This is a genomic window from Rhodanobacter sp. G1 (assembly GCF_055397855.1).
In genome coordinates, this window is record NZ_AP039674.1 from 3,416,200 (window position 1) to 3,433,296 (window position 17,097).

Below are 17,097 nucleotides of genomic sequence, written 5' to 3' on the forward strand. Positions count from 1 at the left end.
GCACGCATCAGGCTACCCCCTTGACCAGTTCGTCCCAAGCCCGCTGCTTGATCTGCGCACCCTGGCCAAACCATGCCGCATCCCGGCGGTGGTCCTCGGTGCGAGCTCGCCGGTGGTGGTCGACGAACTCGGTGACGCTGTTGAGCAGGCCCCAGGCTGTCGCTCGACTGGAGGCCATCTGGGCGCCCCGGCCACCGCCTTCATACAGCGCCCGCACGGTGGCCACGGCCTGTTCGTTCACCACGGCAGTCCGGCTGTCCTGCCCCGGATAGGTCAAGACCCGACGGAGCAGGCCCTCGGCCGAGTCCGGATCCACCGGCTTGTCGACCAAGGCCTTCATGCGTGCGACGAACCCGTCCCAGGATGACACCGTAATGCCGAGCTGGCGCTTGACCGCCTCCGGATCGAACTGACTGCGGTGCGGCACCTTGATGGCGCCTTGCCCGTGACCCAGCGCGATCTGCAACGTGTTGTTGCATACCACCCGCACGCTGGTGAACTGCGCCGTGGTGGCCAGCGTGCCATCGCAGGCCGTAGCAAGCAGCAGGTAGCCCTCGACCTTGTCCTTGCCGCGCAGCGTGACGCTCTGGCCAGTGCGAGCCAATGCCCAGAACTTGCGGCCCTCGCGCAGCACGCCGGCGGTTTCCAGCTCGAACCCGCCTACCTCGGTCAGGTCACGGTAGAACTCCAGAATCTCGCCCGGCTGGACGACCTGGAAGCGCTTGGAGACCACCGCCAGCGGCGCCTTGGTATCCGAGCGGTACAGCACCTTGTTGCTAGGGAAGGACTGGATGACACCCAGCCCCTGGTTCCCCACCACGTAGCGCACGTCGGCATCTTCGATGGACCAGTTCATCCCGGCGCGCTCCCTCCAGACCTCAATGGGCTCACCGGCTTCGAGCCGACTGCCCAAGCCGTGCCACGGTTTCTCGCCTCGATAGGCGATCGATTCGACCAGATGCATGTTCAATTCCTCGTTTCAGACGGCATAAACGCCGAAGGCCCGGTTTCCCGGGCCTTCGGCGAGTCCTGCTTGGTTAAATGGGCTCAAGGAACCTTGTTGAGGTTCCCCGAGCAGCGAACGAAGCCCAGCAGCAGTGCGGCGGTCACCACCAGGACGCACGTCAGCGGGTCGGGTTTTTCAGGAATCATGGAATTACTCGGTGAAGCGGGAGCATCAGAGCGGATGTCCCCTACGCAAGGCGAGAAGCTCCCCGCCTCATGTGGGTGATATAGATCTGAAATATCTTTGTTTAGGAAAGGCCTGTCTCAGACCAGCAGTTGAGGGCTCGGCGATGCAGGTTTTCATGCACGCGGAGTTGCCTGCCCTTTCAGCGGCCCTCTTCCCGGAGGAGGAAGGCATCGCCTGTCTCGCGCTGTGAGACCTGCCCCTGGCAGGGTGGTGTAAGGAGGAACCGCGATGACCCGCCTCGCTGCGCTTGCCGCCAAAGATCAGACCCATCCCCACGTGCTGGACCGGCAGTCGGGCCTGTGGGTATCGCTCGAATCCTTCCTTGGCGACGGGGACTACGGCGACGTGGTCGAACGCAAACGCGTGGCGCAGAAGATGGCGCTGATCAAGGAGGGCCGCCCGCAATACGTGTGCCCTTGGTGCGCCCACGGCATGTTCCTCGCTTCGCTGCGTATGCAAGACAAGGTCAGCGAACGTTTCTACTTCAAGCACTTATTCGAGAACACCGCCTGCTCGGGCATCGTGGGCAAAGGCGACCGGGCGATCTGCGCCCAACGGTTCAACGGGGCGAAGGAAAGCGAGGCGCACAAGCGCTTCAAGGCGCGCGTGCTGGAAAGCCTCGACGCCGACCCGGCGTTCTCGGACAGCCAGCCGGAAACCCGGTTCGTCAGTGCCGATGGTTCGCGCTGGCGCCAGCCCGACGTGCAGAGCACCTGGAACGGCGAACAGGTGGTGTTCGAGGCACAGCTGTCGACCACCTTCCTGCATGTCATCACGCAGCGGATGTCGTTCTACGCGCACGAGGGCGTGCGCCTGCTGTGGCTTTTCCAGGACCTCGACCCCGGCCACTTCCGGCTCACCGAAGACGACATCTTCTACTCGAACAACCGCAACGGCTTCCGGGTGACCGAGGAAACGGTTGCCCTCTCCAAAGCCAGTGGACGGTTCGCCTTGGAATGCGTGTGGGCTGTGCCGACGCTTGTGGGTGAGACGATTGAGAACCGGCTAAAAGCGCAGACGGTGTTCTTCGATGAGCTGAAGCACGACGTTAGCGCCCATGGCGTTCCTCGCTCGTTCTTCTTCGACTACGACGCCGAGAAGGCCAAGGTCGCACAAGCGTTGACGCACCAGCAGAAGCTGGCCCGTGAGCAACCGCTCCGTGATGCGCTGGAAGCGTTCTATCTGGACCTCTGGGGCCACAAGCTGCCTTCCCTAGAAGCCGTTCAGGACCGGTGGCAACCCCTCGTGGCGCAATTCGCCCGGCATGGTCTGACTCTGCCAGCAACGCCACGGGCGGATGGAGGGCCGCACATCTACCTGCAGGCTGCATACTCGGCCAAGAACGGCCGGTCCGTGTGGAGCGGCCACTCCAACCTGGTGGAGCTGAGCCACCACGTCTTTGAGCAACGGAAGGAGACCCTCTGGATCTACCGGCTCATGCTCGAGGCCTATGGCCGGCACGAACACATCCGGCGCCACGACCCACAGGGAAAGTGGGCGAGAAAAGCCGCGAAATACCGGGAGCGGATGCGCCAAGGGGACCCCGCCTACCTGCCTAACCGGAAGTTCGACGCACTGCTGGCCTTCCTGTTTCCGGAAGTGGCGGACACGCTGGTGAAAGCACCTCGCGACGTCTTGCCCCCCCACCGCGCGCCGGGCAATGGGTGAACCCCCGCCTGCCTGCTTGACCAGCGGTTCAAGTTGCCAGGCTGACCACGCCCCCGGCGAATTTTCGACGGGCAGCGGATAGCGGCCGCTGCCTATGTCGAACAGAAAGCCCACCACGGCACCCAGATCGTTCGACAAGAAGTTGCGATGTGACTCGTTGAGCGTCATCACCTGGCGGCGCATCGTGAGATAGCTATCCCAGCGACCGAGACGAGCTTTCGCCCCCATCAGCGCGTTGTAGCCGTTGAGGATGGCTGTATTGAACGGCATGGCGAGAGTGGGGTGCATGAAATAGAGGAGATTGGCTGCCGCCGGCCCCAAGCCCGCGATGGCATGCCCATCCAGCGTGTGGACCGCCTCCACCAGCGCCTGTTCGCCATCGCAGCACAGACACGTCTGCAAGAATCGTCCGAACGCCCGTTGATGCGCTGAATTTTCGTAGATGTCCGGACATCCGCAGCTTCGGTTTCCACATGAACGCGTGATCGGCCCCCTTGAAAATCTGACGCTGCTCGGCGATCGAGTGCACAACGGTCTCCAGCGATAATCCGCGGTACGCCGTGCCAAAGGTCCCTGTATCGATTTCTTCTACCACCGCTTGCAGGCCGCGACGGATGGAGCGGAAATGCTTCAAACGCCTTTCCCACAGGAACCAGCTCTGATACGTGCCGCCAGGATCGGCGCGCCAGCGCTGTAGAAGCGCGTGGACGGTGTCGAATGAAAGTGCGGACATTCCGTCTCCTCGCTACGGCATAAAGCTCTAACAGCCTATCGCTGGCTACCCGGCGAGGCGCATGAACCCTACTCCATGGTTGAGTCCGTTGCCTCGCCGGCTTATGGTAGTAGGGCCATGATGCCTGCCCTCCACCAAATTCAGCGCTCTCGTCGCCTTCGGGTGATCGGGTTGCTGGCGTGGTTTGCACTGGTCCTTCAAAGTTTTGCAGCCATGGCCCAGCCGCCAACTTTTCCGGCGATGACCGCGACCGCGACCGCGATGTCGATGGCCAGCCGCTCCCAGACGCACGCCCAGCATGCGATGGCTCCGGCCTCACAAGACGGATGTTGCGCTGACCACACCGGCACGAATCACTGCACGTGCGCATCCATGTGTGCGAGCGCGCTGCCTCTTTCACGCATCGGCCTGCCTGCTGCATTGCCGATGCTCCCGCGTTTCGCTCACCTTCGCGTGCCCCATGCGCCGGCCATGGCGATGACGCCGCCGCTGCGACCGCCGTCCGTCTGACTCTGCCCTGCACGACCTCTGTGGTGCGTTGAGCCTCAGGCTCCACGCCCGCGTTCTTTACGATTCACGAAGCATGGTCCATGCCCGTGGATGCGCAGATGGAGTCCCCCTATGAATCCTTTCCTTCCTCCCGACGGGGTGGATCGTTCACGCCGTCACTTCGTGCTCGGCCTGGCAGCCGGCGGTACCGCGGCCGGCCTCGGGCTGCTGGCGCCCGGCCGTGCGTGGAGCGCCGCCGGCCCGGCAATGCCCGCCTCAGCGATACCGCAGTTGCGCGGTGACACCTTCGACCTGACCATCGGCGAAACGCCCGTCGACTTCACCGGTGCGCGGCGTATCGCCACCACCATCAATGGCAGCCTTCCCGGCCCGGTGTTGCGCTGGCGCGAGGGCGACACCGTGACGCTGCGCGTGACCAACCGGCTGGCGGTGCCGACCTCGATCCACTGGCACGGCATCCTGCTGCCGTTCCAGATGGACGGCGTGCCCGGCATTAGCTACCCCGGCATCGCGCCGGGAGAAACCTTCACCTACCGCTTCCCGGTGCGCCAGAGCGGCACCTACTGGTACCACTCACACTCGCGCTTCCAAGAGCAGACCGGTCTGTATGGCGCGATCGTGGTGGAGCCGTCGGGCGGCGAGCGGTACCGCCCCGACCGCGACTACGTGGTGATGCTCAACGACTGGAGCGACAGCTCGCCCGAACACATCTTCGCCACGCTCAAGCGCCAAAGCGACTACTACAACTTCGCCGAACCGACCGCGCCGGAATTCTTCAGTGACGTACGCAGCATGGGCCTGCAGGCTGCGCTGGCCAAGCGCAAGATGTGGAACACCATGCGCATGAGCCCGAGCGATCTCAGCGATGTGTCGGGCTACACCTATACCTACCTGATGAATGGCACGACGCCCAACGGCAACTGGAGTGGCCTGTTCCGCCCTGGCGAGAAGGTGCGCCTGCGCTTCATCAACGGCTCGTCGATGACGTATTTCGACGTACGTATTCCCGGCCTGAAGATGACCGTGATCGCCGCCGATGGCCAGGACGTGGAGCCGGTACCGGTGGACGAGTTCCGCATCGGCGTGGCCGAGATCTACGACGTGCTGGTGGAGCCGCAGGAAGACCGCGCCTACACCGTGTTTGCCCAGTCGATCGACCGTACCGGCTATGCCCGCGGCACGCTGGCGCCGCGTCTGGGCATGCAGGCCGAGGTGCCGGCGATGGACCCGCGTACGAGACTGGCGATGGTGGACATGATGGGCGTCATGGCGATGGGGAATGGCGATCACAGCGGTGGTGGCATGCAGGGCATGGACATGGGCGGGATGGCCGGCATGTCCGGGATGGACATGGGTGGGAACAAGAGGCCCACGGTGCATCACGCCCGCACCGAGTACGGCCCCAGCGTGGACATGCACGTGGATATGCCGCGCACGAACTTGGACGACCCGGGCGTGGGCCTTCGCGACAACGGTCGCCGCGTGCTCACTTACGCCGACTTGCACACCCTCGGCGGACCGATCGACCGGCGCGAGCCCGGCCGCGAGATCGAGCTGCACCTCACCGGCAACATGGAACGCTACATGTGGTCTTTCGACGGCGTGCCGTTCACGGATGCCAAGCCAGTGCATTTCCGCGCCGGCGAGCGGCTGCGCGTGGTGCTGGTAAACGACACCATGATGCCTCACCCGATCCACCTGCACGGTATGTGGAGCGAGCTGGAGAATCCCGACGGCGCGTTCCAGGTACGCAAGCACACGATCAGCGTGCAGCCCGCGCAGCGGGTCAGTTATGCCGTGAGCGCCGATGCCGCGGGGCGCTGGGCCTACCACTGCCACATGCTCTACCACATGGAAGCGGGCATGTTTCGCGAAGTGGTGGTGTCATGAGCCAGGTCATCAGCACGTTGCAAAACCCGCTTCGCGTGGCGCTCGGCATTGCGCTCGCTGCCGGTAGCGCCCTGGCACTGCCGGTCGCCGCGCAGTCGGCGCCCGCATCGTCCGCCAGCACTGCCCAGGCGAAGGACTCGATGGATATGAGTTCGATGGACATGGGCTCCATGGACATGGGCGGCATGGCGATGCCCGCCAGCACGTCCAGCACGAAGGCTCCGGCAGCATCCGGGACTACTCGCTCCGAGCAAGGCGATCGCATGGCCAGCATGGACCATGGGGCCATGTCCGGCATGCAACACTCCGGATCCGCACCGGCGACCTCATCCAGCAGCCCGCCTTCATCCATGAGCTCGATGGACATGGATGGCATGGACATGGGCAACATGCCGATGCCGGCCAGCGCGTCCAGCACCCCGGCAGCAGCCGGGTCCAGCCCTGCCGCAAAAGATGGCGACATGGCCGGGATGAAGCACGGCCAAATGCCCGATCCCGCCCCTGCCGCCAAGACACCCTCGACAGGGACGATGGACATGCGCTCGATGGACATGGGCGGCATGCAGCAGGGGGCAATGCCCGGGATGGACCATGCAGACCATGCCAAAGGCGCGAGTCCGTCGGCATCGTCGTCGATGTCCGGGATGTCCGGGATGTCGGGCAATGCTTCCGGCGACGGCATGTCCGGCATGGCGATGGGTGCCATGCAGGGCGGCAAGGCCCCGGCGGATGCGCGCAGTCCCGATTATTCCGACGGCGTCGGCTACGGCGACATGTCGGGCATGGACATGGTGCCGCCCAAGGTGGGGCGACTGCTGCTGGACAACCTCGAAGCGGTGCACGGGCGGAACGCCAACGGCCAGGCCTGGGAGCTGCAGGCCTGGTACGGCGGCGACACCGACAAGCTGTGGCTGCGCAGCGAGGGCGAGCGCAGCGCTGGACGCCTCGAAGACGGCAATGCTGAAGTGCTGTGGAACCATCTGGTGGCGACCTACTGGTCGACCCAGCTGGGCATTCGACGGGACATCGGCGTGGGCCCCGGGCGCACCTGGGCGGCCGTCGGAGTGGAGGGTCTGGCACCGTACTTTTTCGACGTGGAGGCCACGGCTTACGTTGGTCAGTCGGGTCGAACCGCAGCCCGCTTTCGGGCCACCTATGACGTGCTGTTCACCCAGCGGCTGATCCTCACACCGGAGTTCGAGCTCAACGCCTATGGCAAGGCCGATCCGGTGCGCCGGATCGGCGCCGGCGTCTCCGACGCTTCGCTGGGGCTGCGCCTGCGCTATGAGATCCGCCGCGAGTTCGCGCCGTATGTCGGCGTGAACTGGGTGCGCCGTTTCGGCGCTACCGCCGGTTACGCACGGCGGGACCATCAACCCGTATTCGACCCGCAGTTCGTGGCGGGCGTGCGCATCTGGTTCTGAAGGGGAATTCATCATGAAAAAACATATCAAGCATCACGGCATCACAGTCGTCGTGGTTCTGGCGGTTCTCGCACTGGGCGCCGGCGCGTTCGTCTACTCGGGCCTTTACAACATTGGCGCAGACGATCACCACACCAAGCTCGTCCATTCGGCGTTGCAGACCTTGCGCGATCGCTCGATCCATATGCGCTCGCAAGACATCAAGGTGCCCGACCTGGAGGACCCGCAACTGATCCTCAAAGGTGCCGGCCAGTACGCGGCCATGTGCACCCAATGCCATCTCACACCCGGCCAAACCGATTCGGAGATCCGCCCCGGGCTGTACCCGCAGCCGCCCAACCTGGCGCAGGAACGGGTCGATCCAAAAGATGCCTTCTGGGTAATCAAGCACGGCGTCAAGATGAGTGCGATGCCGGCCTGGGGTTTCAGCCATGAAGACCCGGCGATCTGGAGCATGGTCGCGTTCCTGCAGAAGCTGCCGGACATGACGGCGGCGCAATACAAGGACATCGTCGCCCGGGCACCGCCGGATGAGGACATGGAGATGGGCGACGGCGGCCACAGCCACGATCATGGCGATGGCGCCGCCGCTGGCGCGGATGACCATCATGCCGCCGCTGCACCGCTTTCGTTCGATGGCATGAAGCCCGGCGCGGCGCCGGAGGCCGAGGCCGTGGCGAAGTCGTTCCAACAGGCGCTGCAGCGTGGCGATCGCGATGCGGTGCTAGCCCTGCTGTCACCGGAGGCGACCATCAGCGAAAGCGGCCAGACGCAGTCGCGCGAGGCGTACGCCGCCGATCATCTGAGTGGCGACATCGCCTTTCTGAAGTCGAGCTCCGTCACGCCGCTATCGATGGTCTCGATGCCGATGGGCGGCACCGCCATGGTCGGCAGCGAAAGCATGATCGCCATCCACGCCCGCACCCAGCCGAGTGCGGTGAGCAGCCGGGAATTACTGACCCTGAAGAAGCGCGGCAGTCAATGGAAAATCAGCTCCGTGCAGTGGCAGTCGGAGGAGCAAAACGCCTCGCATTGATTTAGGTCGTCTAGAGATGGCAAAACTCGGGGCAGGATAGCGAGGGCCCTGACCCGTCATGCGGATGAAGGGTTCGGCCTCATCGTCACCTCGATGAGCGCTGTGCGAGGCCATCGCGCCCGGCAATACCTCTTTCGACCACAGGCATGGGACATGGCCTTCGAGCAGTATCTCCAGATCACGAGCCGTAGGCTGCGGGGAGATGCGCCGGCGCTGACGTCGCAAGCGATCTCCCAAACCATCAGCTTCGCGCGGATTGTGCTGATCGTCGGGCTGGTGTTTCTGCATTACGAGCAGTATCCCGACGTAAGCGCCGATCCGTTCTCGGGCATGGAGGCGTCGGGGCATCGGCTGGCCACCTTCGTCAACAGCTTCACGCTGTTCTTTTTTTTCAGCGTGGTGCCGCTGCTTAGCATGGTGTCGGGGTGGTTGTTCTTTTCGTTCGACGCAGGCAACGCTTCGGCCAGCCTGCGTCAGCGTATCGGTCGGCGGTTCACCTCGGTTTACTTGCCGATGGTGTCTTGGAACGTGCTGTACCTGGCCGTGCTGGCCCTGCTGTTTGTGTGGAATCGGGCCTACCCGTTGCTGGGCCAGATGAACATCCGGCTCGGCCACGCCAGCGCGATGGATTTCGTCAACGCGATCTTCGGCATCACCGCCCATCCGGTCGGCTTCCAGTTCTGGTTCGTGCGCGATCTGTTCGTGACCGCGCTGGTGAGCCCGCTGCTCTGGCTTTCGCTCAAGCACACGCCGTATCTGGGCATGGCGTTTCTCGGGGTGGCGTGGATCATCGGCAGCGATCTGCTGATTTTCTTCCGTACCGACGTAGTGTTCTTCTTCTATCTGGGCGGATTTTTGCGCATCCGCCGCGTTCCACTGCACATCGGACGTACGACGAGCTGGTGGTTGCTGGTGGCTTATCTGGTAGTGGTCACGCTGCGCACCGTGGCGCCGCTATTCATCGATCTCAGCGCGCATCGCCCCGAGCTGCTCACCGCCGCTACCCGCTCGATGCGGCTGCTGGGCGTGCTCGCCTGCTGGGGCTGCTTTCAGCAGTGGGCACAAACCCGTACGGGCGCGGCCATCGCGCGGTTTGGCGGCCTGGCGTTTTTTCTGCATTCGGCGCACTACCCGCTGATCGCCGAGGTCAAGATTCTGCTGTGGCCACTGCTGGCCTCACATGCAGACGGCTGGCTGATCGCGCATTACGTGGCAAGCGTGGCGATTACCGTGGCCATCGGCATGTCCGTGGGACTGGTGCTGGCACGCCGGCTGCCACCGGTGTTCGCGCTGATGAACGGCGGTCGGCCGGGAACCGGCCCGCAGGGCGCGCAAAAGAAGCTGGCGCCAACCAAGCAGGCGCATACAGCACCGGCGACTGGCCGGGCCATCGACACGGCGACGGCGCAGCCACCCTCGGCGGAGGATGCGTCCAACTCGTAGGCGGCACAGCCAATCGCTGTGCATTACATCTCCCTTTCACTGCGTTTGAAGTGGACTATCGATGTGAACAATGTCGTTTCCCTGATTTTGGTTCTAGCGTGGTCGGCAGGTATTGCAGCGGCACTGCGATACCTGGGGTACGACCGCGCCGTCTCGTACTCGCAACAGGCGCCGTACATGGGCGGCGGGGAGGCGAAGACACATGCATGGCAGCGTTATCACCTGCGCTGCTATCCAATGCTGCTGCTGTTCATCGCCTTCGAGATGGAGATGATGTTCATGTACCCGTGGGCGGTGGTGTTCGTGGCCGAGGGCGGCAAGGCGCTCATGGAAATGGGCATGTTTTTGGTCATTCTCGCCGTCGGCCTCGTGTACGGCTGGCGCGAAGGGATTTTCCGGTGGCAATGAGCGCACTGCGCGCACTCGCTGCGGCCGCACCGGTGGCGGTGTTCGTCGCCGTGGGGGAAGGCACCAGCGATCGCGTCGACGATCTGTGCCTGCGCGCGGAAATCGAGCGCGTGGCGAGCCCACGTCACGCCAGCGTGCTGCTGGTGGCCGGTGGAGTACGAGAGCGAGACGTTGCATCCCTGCGCCGCCTGCACGATCAGTTGCCGCACCCGCGTGCCACGTTGTGCTGGGCCAGCGACATTCCCGCCCACTTCGGCACGCCACGCACGCTGCCGCCGGACGCCGCTCCCGTGCCGGCGTTGCGCGAGTTGTATCGGCAACTGTTGACCGGTGAGCACCCGTCCGAATCGGACCTGCTGCCGGATGAACCCCCCGCGCCATGGCGCGGTATCGGCGAATACGGCCAAGGCGGCAAGGGCATGATGGGTGGCACGCCGTACGGCCGGCCCATGCCGATGACCGACGACGACCTGCGCGACGGCCTCGCGCTCGATGCCTACACGCTGCGGCTGGGTCCGTTCATGCCAACGCTGCCGGCGGGCTTGGTGCTGACGCTCACTCTGCAGGGTGATGTGATTCAGCACGCGCGCATGGAAAGCCCGCCGCTGTGGCCGGCACCGCCTTCGTCACCGCACGCTGCGCACGCTGCCGCTGTCAGAGAGGTCGAACCACTCGATGACTCGTCAATCCTGCACAAACAGGGATCCAGTGCCGCAGCCTCCAAAGGCTCCAAGCTCGGTGATTCCGACGCGACCGGCTCCTCGGCCGGGCAGCGTGGCCAGGATGACAGCCGCTATACACCCGGCATTGCGCGGACGCTTGCTCACCGCGAACACCAACGCGCCGCGCAGCATTTGCGCGGCGTGGCGAGAATGCTGGCGGTGCTTGAGCTGGCCCCGCTAGCCGAGCGCTGCCGGCGAATGGCGTGCGCCATCCAGCACGGCGATAGCGTTCCGATCGCGCCACTGCGTAGGGCGCTGGTACGAAGCGGGGCGTTCGCCGCGATTCCCGCGGGGCTGGGCCAGCTCGATCCACCAATGGCGCGGGCCTTGGGCGGCGCTGCGCTGCGTGCGGCCGGCCACGCCGTGGATGAGCGGCTTTACGATCGGGCTTACCGCGAACTGAACTTTCGTGTGCTCACACAACGCGATGGCGACGTCCGCGCGCGTTTGCATCAATGGCTGGACGAGGCCGAACAATCCATGCACTTGGCGAGCCGCGCCGGCGATCTTGCACCCGCCGCGGCGTCGCACGCGGATGAACGGGATGTTGGGCATGATCCGCTGCCGGCCGATGACGCGGCAAACATGCCGGCACCCAACCATGACGCTTTCGCCACCCTGCTGCGCGGCCTGGAGTGGAACGAGGCGATGCTGGTGATCAACAGTTTCGAGGTGGCCGTGCTGCGCCGCATGTATCGCCCGCCCAAGGATCCGCCAGAGGAAGCCGGCGCCACCCATCACGGGCACGCAATGTGAGCGCGCTGATGCCCTGGCTCGGCACGCTGGTGCTGCTGGGTGGCAGCGTCGTTTTTGTTGCCGTGATCGATTCGCTGGCATTCGCGCTCATCGCGCAGCGACCGCCGGTCAACCTCATGCGCGACGCGCTGCTGGCACCATGGCGCGCCGTCGCCGTGAGCCTCGTGCGCCAGCAAAACCGCACCGAGCATCCGGATCGCCTCAACTGGGCGCTCGCGCCGGCGTTGTACCTGGCGCTGGCCGGTATCGGGCTGGCGGTGGTGCCGCTGGCGCCGGGCGTCGCGGTGATCGATGCGCCTACCACCGTGGTGCTGTGGGGCGCGGTGGAGACGCTGACGGTGATCGCGGTGTTCCTGCACGGCTGGTCGGCCAACGCGCCGCTGCCGCTGATCGGCGCGTATCGCTATGCCGCGATGGGCCTGCCGATCATGCTGCTGTCAATGTTCGTGCTGATTGGCACCGCGCTGCCGGCGCAGTCGCTATCGGTGGTAGATATCGTGGCGTCCCAGCACGACGTGTGGAACGTGTTGCGCCAGCCGCTGGGGTTGTTTCTGTTTCTCTTGCTCGGGCTGTCGCTGAGCCTGCGCGGACCATTCGACTACGCCGACTCGGCGGACCTGGCCGGCGGTACCGCCGGCGAAGTTTCCGGCGCCGCGCGGCTGACCTGGCAGCTGGCGCGCCACGCGATGCTGGTGGCGTTCGCGGCGATGGCGAGCTCCGCATTTCTGGGCGGCTATCTGGGTCCCGTGCGGGCCGGCCCGTGGTGGCTGGCGCTGAAGATGCTGGTGCTGATCACGCTGCTGGTCGGTGCCGGCCACAGCCTAGCGCGGCTGCCACCGTCGCGCATGCTCACCGTGCTGTGGACGGTACTGCTGCCGCTGTCCTTCCTGGACCTGGCGCTGGCCGGCGTGGTGGCGTTGTGGTGAGCGGCACCGACCTGGCGTTCTGGACGCTGGCGGCGATCGCCATCGTCAGCGGCTGGCGCGTGTTCCGCACCGACTCGATGGTGCGCTCGGCGTTCCTGCTGCTGATCTCCTTCATCGCCGTCGGGCTGATCATGCTGCTGCTGCGCGCGCCGTATCTGGGCGTGGCCACGATCTTCATGATGGGCGTGGAGATGATGGTGATGGCGCTGTTCATGGTGATGTTCATGATGAACCCGGCCGGGCTCAACCCGATGAACATGGTGCATCAGGAACGTTTCGCGGTCGTCGCCGGGGTGCTCGCGTTTGCCGGGCTGGCGGCAGCGGTGTGGCTGACCGATCTGCCGCAGCACCCGCTCGCCGCTGGCCGGCCGGTGATCCGCGAGCTGGGGATGGAACTGCTCGGCCGCTCGATGTTGATCTTCGAGACCGCCGGGGTGACGCTGCTGGCGACGATGATCGGCACGGTGGTGCTGTCCAGCCGCAGCGGCCGTTTCGGCCCGGCTGATGCCGGCTCGCTGCCGCCGCCACTGACGCCCGACGGGGTACCGGCGGGGCGCATGCCGGAGAAACGCAGCGGCGGCCATGGCGGGCACGGCGGGCACGCACCTGCGGCGGCGCCTGTAACGGCCGGCGAGCCGGCGCACGGGCATGCAAACGACCACCCGCACCAACCACCGGAGCATCACGCATGAGCCTCCAAGCGATCCTCCTGGTCGCTGCTGCGCTGATCGGCCTGGGCCTGTACGGCGCGCTGTCGCAAAAATCCTTCGTGATGCTGCTGATGGGGCTGGAGCTGATGCTCAACGGCGTGCTGTTGATCGTGGTCGGCTGCTGGTCGGACAGTGCCGGCGGCGACCCCAAGGGCCAGTTGCTGGCGATCATCGTGATGGCGGTGATGGCGGTCGACATGGCGATCGGTTTCGCGCTGGTGACGGCGGTCTACCGCAAGCGTCAGGTCGACGTGATCGAGGGCCTAACGACGATGAAGCACTGATGCTTTGGATGCTGGCTCTGCTGCCGATGCTCGCGGGGGCCGCGCTGTTCGCAGCCGGCTCGGAACGGCGCGGCTGGCTGGCGCTGGTGGCCGGCGCCACCATGGCGGCGATGGTGTTGCTGGTCACGTTTGCCGCGGCCGGAAGCTGGCAGGGCAAGCTGTTGTGGAGCCCGCTGCTCGTTCTGCATGTCGCGCTGACGCCGTTGTCGGCGGCGGTGGCGCTGCTGGTGCCGGCCGTCGCCCTGCCGGTACTGGCGTACGCGGCGTTCCACGAAGAGCGTCCTGGTTTGCGCCGGCTGCTGGCGCTGCTGCTGTTGTTCGTCGGCGCGATGGAGTTGCTGGTGATCGCCGCCGATCTGCTGACCCTGCTGATCGGCTGGGAACTGGTCGGCGCCTGCTCGTGGGCGCTGATCGCGCACCAGTGGCGCGATGCCAGCCGCCCCGCTTCGGGCCTGTACGCGTTCGTGATGACGCGCTTGGGCGATCTGGGCATGTTCCTGGCGGCAATGGCCGCGTTTGCCGGCAGCGGATCGTTCGCCTACGCCGACCTGGCGCAGTTGCACGGTTTGCCGCTGGCGCTGCTGACGTTCGGGCTGCTGCTGTCGGCGGCGTCGAAATCCGGCCAACTGCCGTTCTCGCCGTGGCTGTTTCGCGCCATGGCTGGGCCTACCTCGGTCTCGGCCCTGCTGCATGCGGCCACCATGGTCGCCGCTGGCGCCTACCTCCTCGCGCGGCTGCAACCGGAGTTGAGCCGTGTGGCGTGGTTTGCCCCGGCAACGATCGCGATCGGCCTGACCACCGCGCTCGCCGGCGGTGTGGTAGCCATCGTGCAGAGCCACGCCAAGAAATTGCTGGCTGCTTCCACCTCGGCCCACTTCGGCCTGATGTTCATCGCGGTGGGCGCAGGCTACCCCGCGGTTGCCGTGGCGCATCTGGTCGCGCATGCCTGCTTCAAGGCGCCGCTGTTTCTCGCCGCCGGCATCGCCGGCCAACGGATAGACGGCTATACGCTGGCGCGCATGCGGCTGGGTCACGCGTTGCCGTGGGTGGCGACGATGAGCGGCGTGGCCGCGCTGGCGCTGGCCGGCGTGCCGCCGCTGGGCGCGGCCTGGACCAAGGAGGCGATTGCCGCGGCCGGCGGACAGATCAGCCCGTGGCTGGCGGCTGCAGTATTGCTGGCCGGCGGCTTGAGCGCGGTGTACGCGGCGCGCTTCCAGGGCTTGGCCTTCGGTTTCGGCGATCCGCCGGTGCAGGCAGAGCCACCGCATCGCATCGAGCGCATGGCGATCGGCCTCCTTGCGCTGGTCACGCTCGTGCTGTCGCTGCTGTGGCTACCGCGCATACGGGCCGCGCTGGGCGAGCTGCTGGGTGTGGTGTGGCCGGCATCGGATGCGCTGGCGCTGGCCGCATCGCTGCTGCTGGCGGCGCTGGGTCTGGCGACCGGGTACCTGCTGGTCCGGCGTCATCCGATGCTAGGCCAGGCTGGAGCGCCGGCTGCCGTGGCTGACTGGTGGGGCCTGCCGACGCTGCTGCGCATGAGCGTATCCATGCCGGTGCTGCTGCTGGCCAGCGCCGCCGCGCGCGCGGACGACGCGCTGATCGACGCCGCACCGCGTGCTGTCGCCTGGCTCGGGCGCCGCACGGCGACACGTATCGCGCGTGACGACGATGCCGTCGTCGATCGTGGCGTGCGCGCGACCGAAACATTCACGACGGCGCTGGCGGTGTTCGGTCGTCGCCTTGGCGAGCGCATTGCCGACGGCCTGCCGGAGGGTGCCGCCGCGCTGGTGAGCCTCGGCGGCCTCGACGCGCGGCGGTTGCAAACCGGGTTGTCGCAGCACTACGTGGCGATGCTCGCGATCGGCGGCGCGCTGTTGACCGTGATCCTTCTGCTGGGGAGCTGACATGCTGACTTTGGCCATCCTCGTTCCGCTGCTAGGCGCTTTCGCGCTGCTGTTCCTGCCGAACGCCTGCGAGCAAACGACGCGGCGGATTGCCATCGGCGTGGCCGCGGTGCCGCTGGTGCTGTTGCTGATCGTGTGGGCCCGCTTCGACACCGGCGCCGGCGCAGCGGCGTTCCAGCAGGTCGCCACGGTGCCGTGGATTCCGTCGCTGGGCGTGGCGTGGCGGGTCGGTGTTGACGGCATCGCACTGGCGATTTCGGCGATGAGCGCCGTGCTGTTTCTGGCGGCGATTGCCTGGCCGGCCGAAACCAAGCAGCGGGCGCGCGCCTATTACGCGTGGTTCCTGTTTCTCGAGGCGGTCTCGCTGGGGGTGTTTATGGCGCTGGACCTGCTTCTGTTCTACGTATTTTTTGACCTGAGCCTGGTCGGCATGTATTTCCTGATTGGCCGCTGGGGCCATGACGACGCCCCGCGCGCGGCGCTCAAGTTCTTCGTCTACACGTTCGCCGGATCGCTGGCGATCCTGCTGGCGATCCTGGGCCTGTCCCTCGGCAGCGGATCGCTGACCTTCGACATGCGCGAGCTGATCGCGCGGCAGCCGCTGGCCGGTATGGATGTGCGCAGCGCACTGGTGCTGCTCGGCTTCGTGTTCGGCTTCGGCATCAAGACGCCGCTGTTTCCGCTGCACACCTGGCTGCCGCCCGCGCACGTCAATGCGCCCGGGCCGGTGTCGGCGATCCTGGCCGGCGTGCTGCTGAAGATGGGCGTGTACGGTCTGATCCGCATTCCGTTCTCGATGATGAGCGCCACGTTCGCCCGCTACGCGCTGCCGCTGGGCATCCTGGCGGTGATTTCGATCCTGTGGGGATCGCTGGTGGCGCTGGGCCAGCAAGACCTGAAACGGCGCATTGCCTACACCTCGGTCAATCACATGGGCTACGCCGTGCTCGGCGTAGCCGCGGCGGGTGCGATGGTCGCCAGCGAATCGGGGCGCCAGCTCGCACTGACCGGCGCGGTGGTGGAAATGGTCGCGCACGGGCTGACCACCGGCGCCCTGTTTCTGATCACCGCGGTCTTCTGGCAACGCGCACGCGAGTACGACATGCAGGCCTACGGCGGGCTGGCGCAGGTCGCGCCGCGATTGACCGCCGCGGCGACGGTAGCGGCGTTCGCCAGCCTCGGCCTGCCCGGGTTGGCGGGCTTTGTGGCCGAGTTCCAGATCTTTGCCGGCACCTTTGCCACCTACCCGTGGCTGGCCGGGATCGGCTTGCTGGGCATCCTGATCACGGCGGCGCTCTTCCTGCAGCTGCTGCAGCGATTGTTCTTCGGCGAGATGCAGTCGCGCCGGGCTAGCTTCGCCGACCTGTGCATGCGCGAAACCCTGCTGCTGGGAGTATTGCTGCTGCTGGTGGTGGCGATCGGCGTCTATCCGCATGCGCTGCTGGCGGTCATCGACAGTGCGTCGGCGACGCTGGTGCGGAGTCGCTGACG

15 protein-coding genes are annotated in these 17,097 nt (G+C 65.9%); 13 read left to right on the forward strand and 2 right to left on the reverse strand.

Annotated features, from left to right (window positions below):
• Positions 1–7: 7 nt before the first annotated feature.
• Complete coding sequence (locus ACZ5Z2_RS15160) at positions 8–964, reverse strand: DUF932 domain-containing protein (RefSeq protein ID WP_181303075.1); 957 nt, start codon at positions 962–964, stop codon at positions 8–10.
• Between the two features lie 456 nt (positions 965–1,420).
• Here ACZ5Z2_RS15160 and ACZ5Z2_RS15165 point away from each other — a divergent pair, with 456 nt between their 5' ends.
• Positions 1,421–2,860, forward strand: coding sequence for a DUF6035 family protein (locus tag ACZ5Z2_RS15165; protein ID WP_181303166.1), 1,440 nt, complete (start codon positions 1,421–1,423; stop codon positions 2,858–2,860).
• A 193-nt stretch (positions 2,861–3,053) separates the two neighbouring features.
• On the opposite strand, the gene ACZ5Z2_RS15170 is transcribed toward ACZ5Z2_RS15165, so the two are convergent.
• The gene (locus ACZ5Z2_RS15170) at positions 3,054–3,593 is read right to left on the reverse strand and encodes a hypothetical protein (protein ID WP_255436847.1); all 540 of its coding nucleotides are present in this window, start codon (positions 3,591–3,593) and stop codon (positions 3,054–3,056) included.
• Between the two features lie 117 nt (positions 3,594–3,710).
• Between ACZ5Z2_RS15170 and ACZ5Z2_RS15175 the strand changes: the two genes are divergently transcribed.
• The 12 genes from ACZ5Z2_RS15175 to ACZ5Z2_RS15230 all read left to right on the forward strand — a co-directional run bounded on the left by ACZ5Z2_RS15175 (position 3,711) and on the right by ACZ5Z2_RS15230 (position 17,095).
• Positions 3,711–4,103: a hypothetical protein gene (locus ACZ5Z2_RS15175; protein WP_464759428.1), complete on the forward strand. Its 393-nt coding sequence runs from the start codon at positions 3,711–3,713 to the stop codon at positions 4,101–4,103.
• Positions 4,104–4,214: 111 nt separating this feature from the next.
• Positions 4,215–5,993: a copper resistance system multicopper oxidase gene (locus ACZ5Z2_RS15180; RefSeq protein WP_181303076.1), complete on the forward strand. Its 1,779-nt coding sequence runs from the start codon at positions 4,215–4,217 to the stop codon at positions 5,991–5,993.
• Positions 5,990–7,417, forward strand: a complete 1,428-nt coding sequence (locus ACZ5Z2_RS15185) for a copper resistance protein B (RefSeq protein WP_181303077.1) — start codon at positions 5,990–5,992, stop codon at positions 7,415–7,417. Before ACZ5Z2_RS15180 ends, ACZ5Z2_RS15185 begins: the two co-directional genes overlap by 4 nt.
• 13 nt (positions 7,418–7,430) lie before the next feature.
• Positions 7,431–8,453: a c-type cytochrome gene (locus ACZ5Z2_RS15190; RefSeq protein WP_464759429.1), complete on the forward strand. Its 1,023-nt coding sequence runs from the start codon at positions 7,431–7,433 to the stop codon at positions 8,451–8,453.
• A 153-nt stretch (positions 8,454–8,606) separates the two neighbouring features.
• Positions 8,607–9,896, forward strand: a complete 1,290-nt coding sequence (locus tag ACZ5Z2_RS15195; RefSeq protein WP_181303079.1) for an acyltransferase family protein — start codon at positions 8,607–8,609, stop codon at positions 9,894–9,896.
• Positions 9,897–9,959: 63 nt separating this feature from the next.
• On the forward strand, positions 9,960–10,304 hold the full coding sequence (locus ACZ5Z2_RS15200) for an NADH-quinone oxidoreductase subunit A (RefSeq protein ID WP_181303080.1): 345 nt from the start codon (positions 9,960–9,962) through the stop codon (positions 10,302–10,304).
• Entirely contained in the window at positions 10,301–11,782 is a 1,482-nt protein-coding gene (locus ACZ5Z2_RS15205) for an NADH-quinone oxidoreductase subunit D-related protein (protein ID WP_181303081.1), read from the forward strand. The genes ACZ5Z2_RS15200 and ACZ5Z2_RS15205 overlap by 4 nt, the downstream gene beginning before the upstream one ends.
• Positions 11,779–12,708 carry an NADH-quinone oxidoreductase subunit H gene (locus ACZ5Z2_RS15210; protein WP_464759430.1) on the forward strand — a complete coding sequence of 310 codons (930 nt, stop codon included), beginning with the start codon at positions 11,779–11,781 and terminating at the stop codon, positions 12,706–12,708. Before ACZ5Z2_RS15205 ends, ACZ5Z2_RS15210 begins: the two co-directional genes overlap by 4 nt.
• Positions 12,702–13,400: an NADH-quinone oxidoreductase subunit J family protein gene (locus ACZ5Z2_RS15215; RefSeq protein ID WP_464759431.1), complete on the forward strand. Its 699-nt coding sequence runs from the start codon at positions 12,702–12,704 to the stop codon at positions 13,398–13,400. The genes ACZ5Z2_RS15210 and ACZ5Z2_RS15215 overlap by 7 nt, the downstream gene beginning before the upstream one ends.
• Entirely contained in the window at positions 13,397–13,702 is a 306-nt protein-coding gene (gene nuoK, locus ACZ5Z2_RS15220) for an NADH-quinone oxidoreductase subunit NuoK (RefSeq protein ID WP_336806238.1), read from the forward strand. The genes ACZ5Z2_RS15215 and nuoK overlap by 4 nt, the downstream gene beginning before the upstream one ends.
• A gap of 8 nt (positions 13,703–13,710) precedes the next feature.
• Entirely contained in the window at positions 13,711–15,606 is a 1,896-nt protein-coding gene (locus tag ACZ5Z2_RS15225; RefSeq protein ID WP_464759432.1) for an NADH-quinone oxidoreductase subunit 5 family protein, read from the forward strand.
• Position 15,607: 1 nt separating this feature from the next.
• Positions 15,608–17,095, forward strand: a complete 1,488-nt coding sequence (locus tag ACZ5Z2_RS15230) for a complex I subunit 4 family protein (protein WP_181303085.1) — start codon at positions 15,608–15,610, stop codon at positions 17,093–17,095.
• The last annotated feature ends 2 nt before the right edge of the window (positions 17,096–17,097 follow it).

What these genes read in the sequence shown, in the direction of transcription:
- ACZ5Z2_RS15160 (WP_181303075.1), bottom strand. Translation starts at nt 964, where the DNA reads ATGCATCTGGTCGAATCGATCGCCTATCGAGGCGAGAAACCGTGGCAC.
- ACZ5Z2_RS15165 (WP_181303166.1), top strand. Translation starts at nt 1,421, where the DNA reads ATGACCCGCCTCGCTGCGCTTGCCGCCAAAGATCAGACCCATCCCCAC.
- ACZ5Z2_RS15170 (WP_255436847.1), bottom strand. Translation starts at nt 3,593, where the DNA reads ATGTCCGCACTTTCATTCGACACCGTCCACGCGCTTCTACAGCGCTGG.
- ACZ5Z2_RS15175 (WP_464759428.1), top strand. Translation starts at nt 3,711, where the DNA reads ATGATGCCTGCCCTCCACCAAATTCAGCGCTCTCGTCGCCTTCGGGTG.
- ACZ5Z2_RS15180 (WP_181303076.1), top strand. Translation starts at nt 4,215, where the DNA reads ATGAATCCTTTCCTTCCTCCCGACGGGGTGGATCGTTCACGCCGTCAC.
- ACZ5Z2_RS15185 (WP_181303077.1), top strand. Translation starts at nt 5,990, where the DNA reads ATGAGCCAGGTCATCAGCACGTTGCAAAACCCGCTTCGCGTGGCGCTC.
- ACZ5Z2_RS15190 (WP_464759429.1), top strand. Translation starts at nt 7,431, where the DNA reads ATGAAAAAACATATCAAGCATCACGGCATCACAGTCGTCGTGGTTCTG.
- ACZ5Z2_RS15195 (WP_181303079.1), top strand. Translation starts at nt 8,607, where the DNA reads ATGGCCTTCGAGCAGTATCTCCAGATCACGAGCCGTAGGCTGCGGGGA.
- ACZ5Z2_RS15205 (WP_181303081.1), top strand. Translation starts at nt 10,301, where the DNA reads ATGAGCGCACTGCGCGCACTCGCTGCGGCCGCACCGGTGGCGGTGTTC.
- nuoK (WP_336806238.1), top strand. Translation starts at nt 13,397, where the DNA reads ATGAGCCTCCAAGCGATCCTCCTGGTCGCTGCTGCGCTGATCGGCCTG.
- ACZ5Z2_RS15225 (WP_464759432.1), top strand. Translation starts at nt 13,711, where the DNA reads ATGCTGGCTCTGCTGCCGATGCTCGCGGGGGCCGCGCTGTTCGCAGCC.
- ACZ5Z2_RS15230 (WP_181303085.1), top strand. Translation starts at nt 15,608, where the DNA reads ATGCTGACTTTGGCCATCCTCGTTCCGCTGCTAGGCGCTTTCGCGCTG.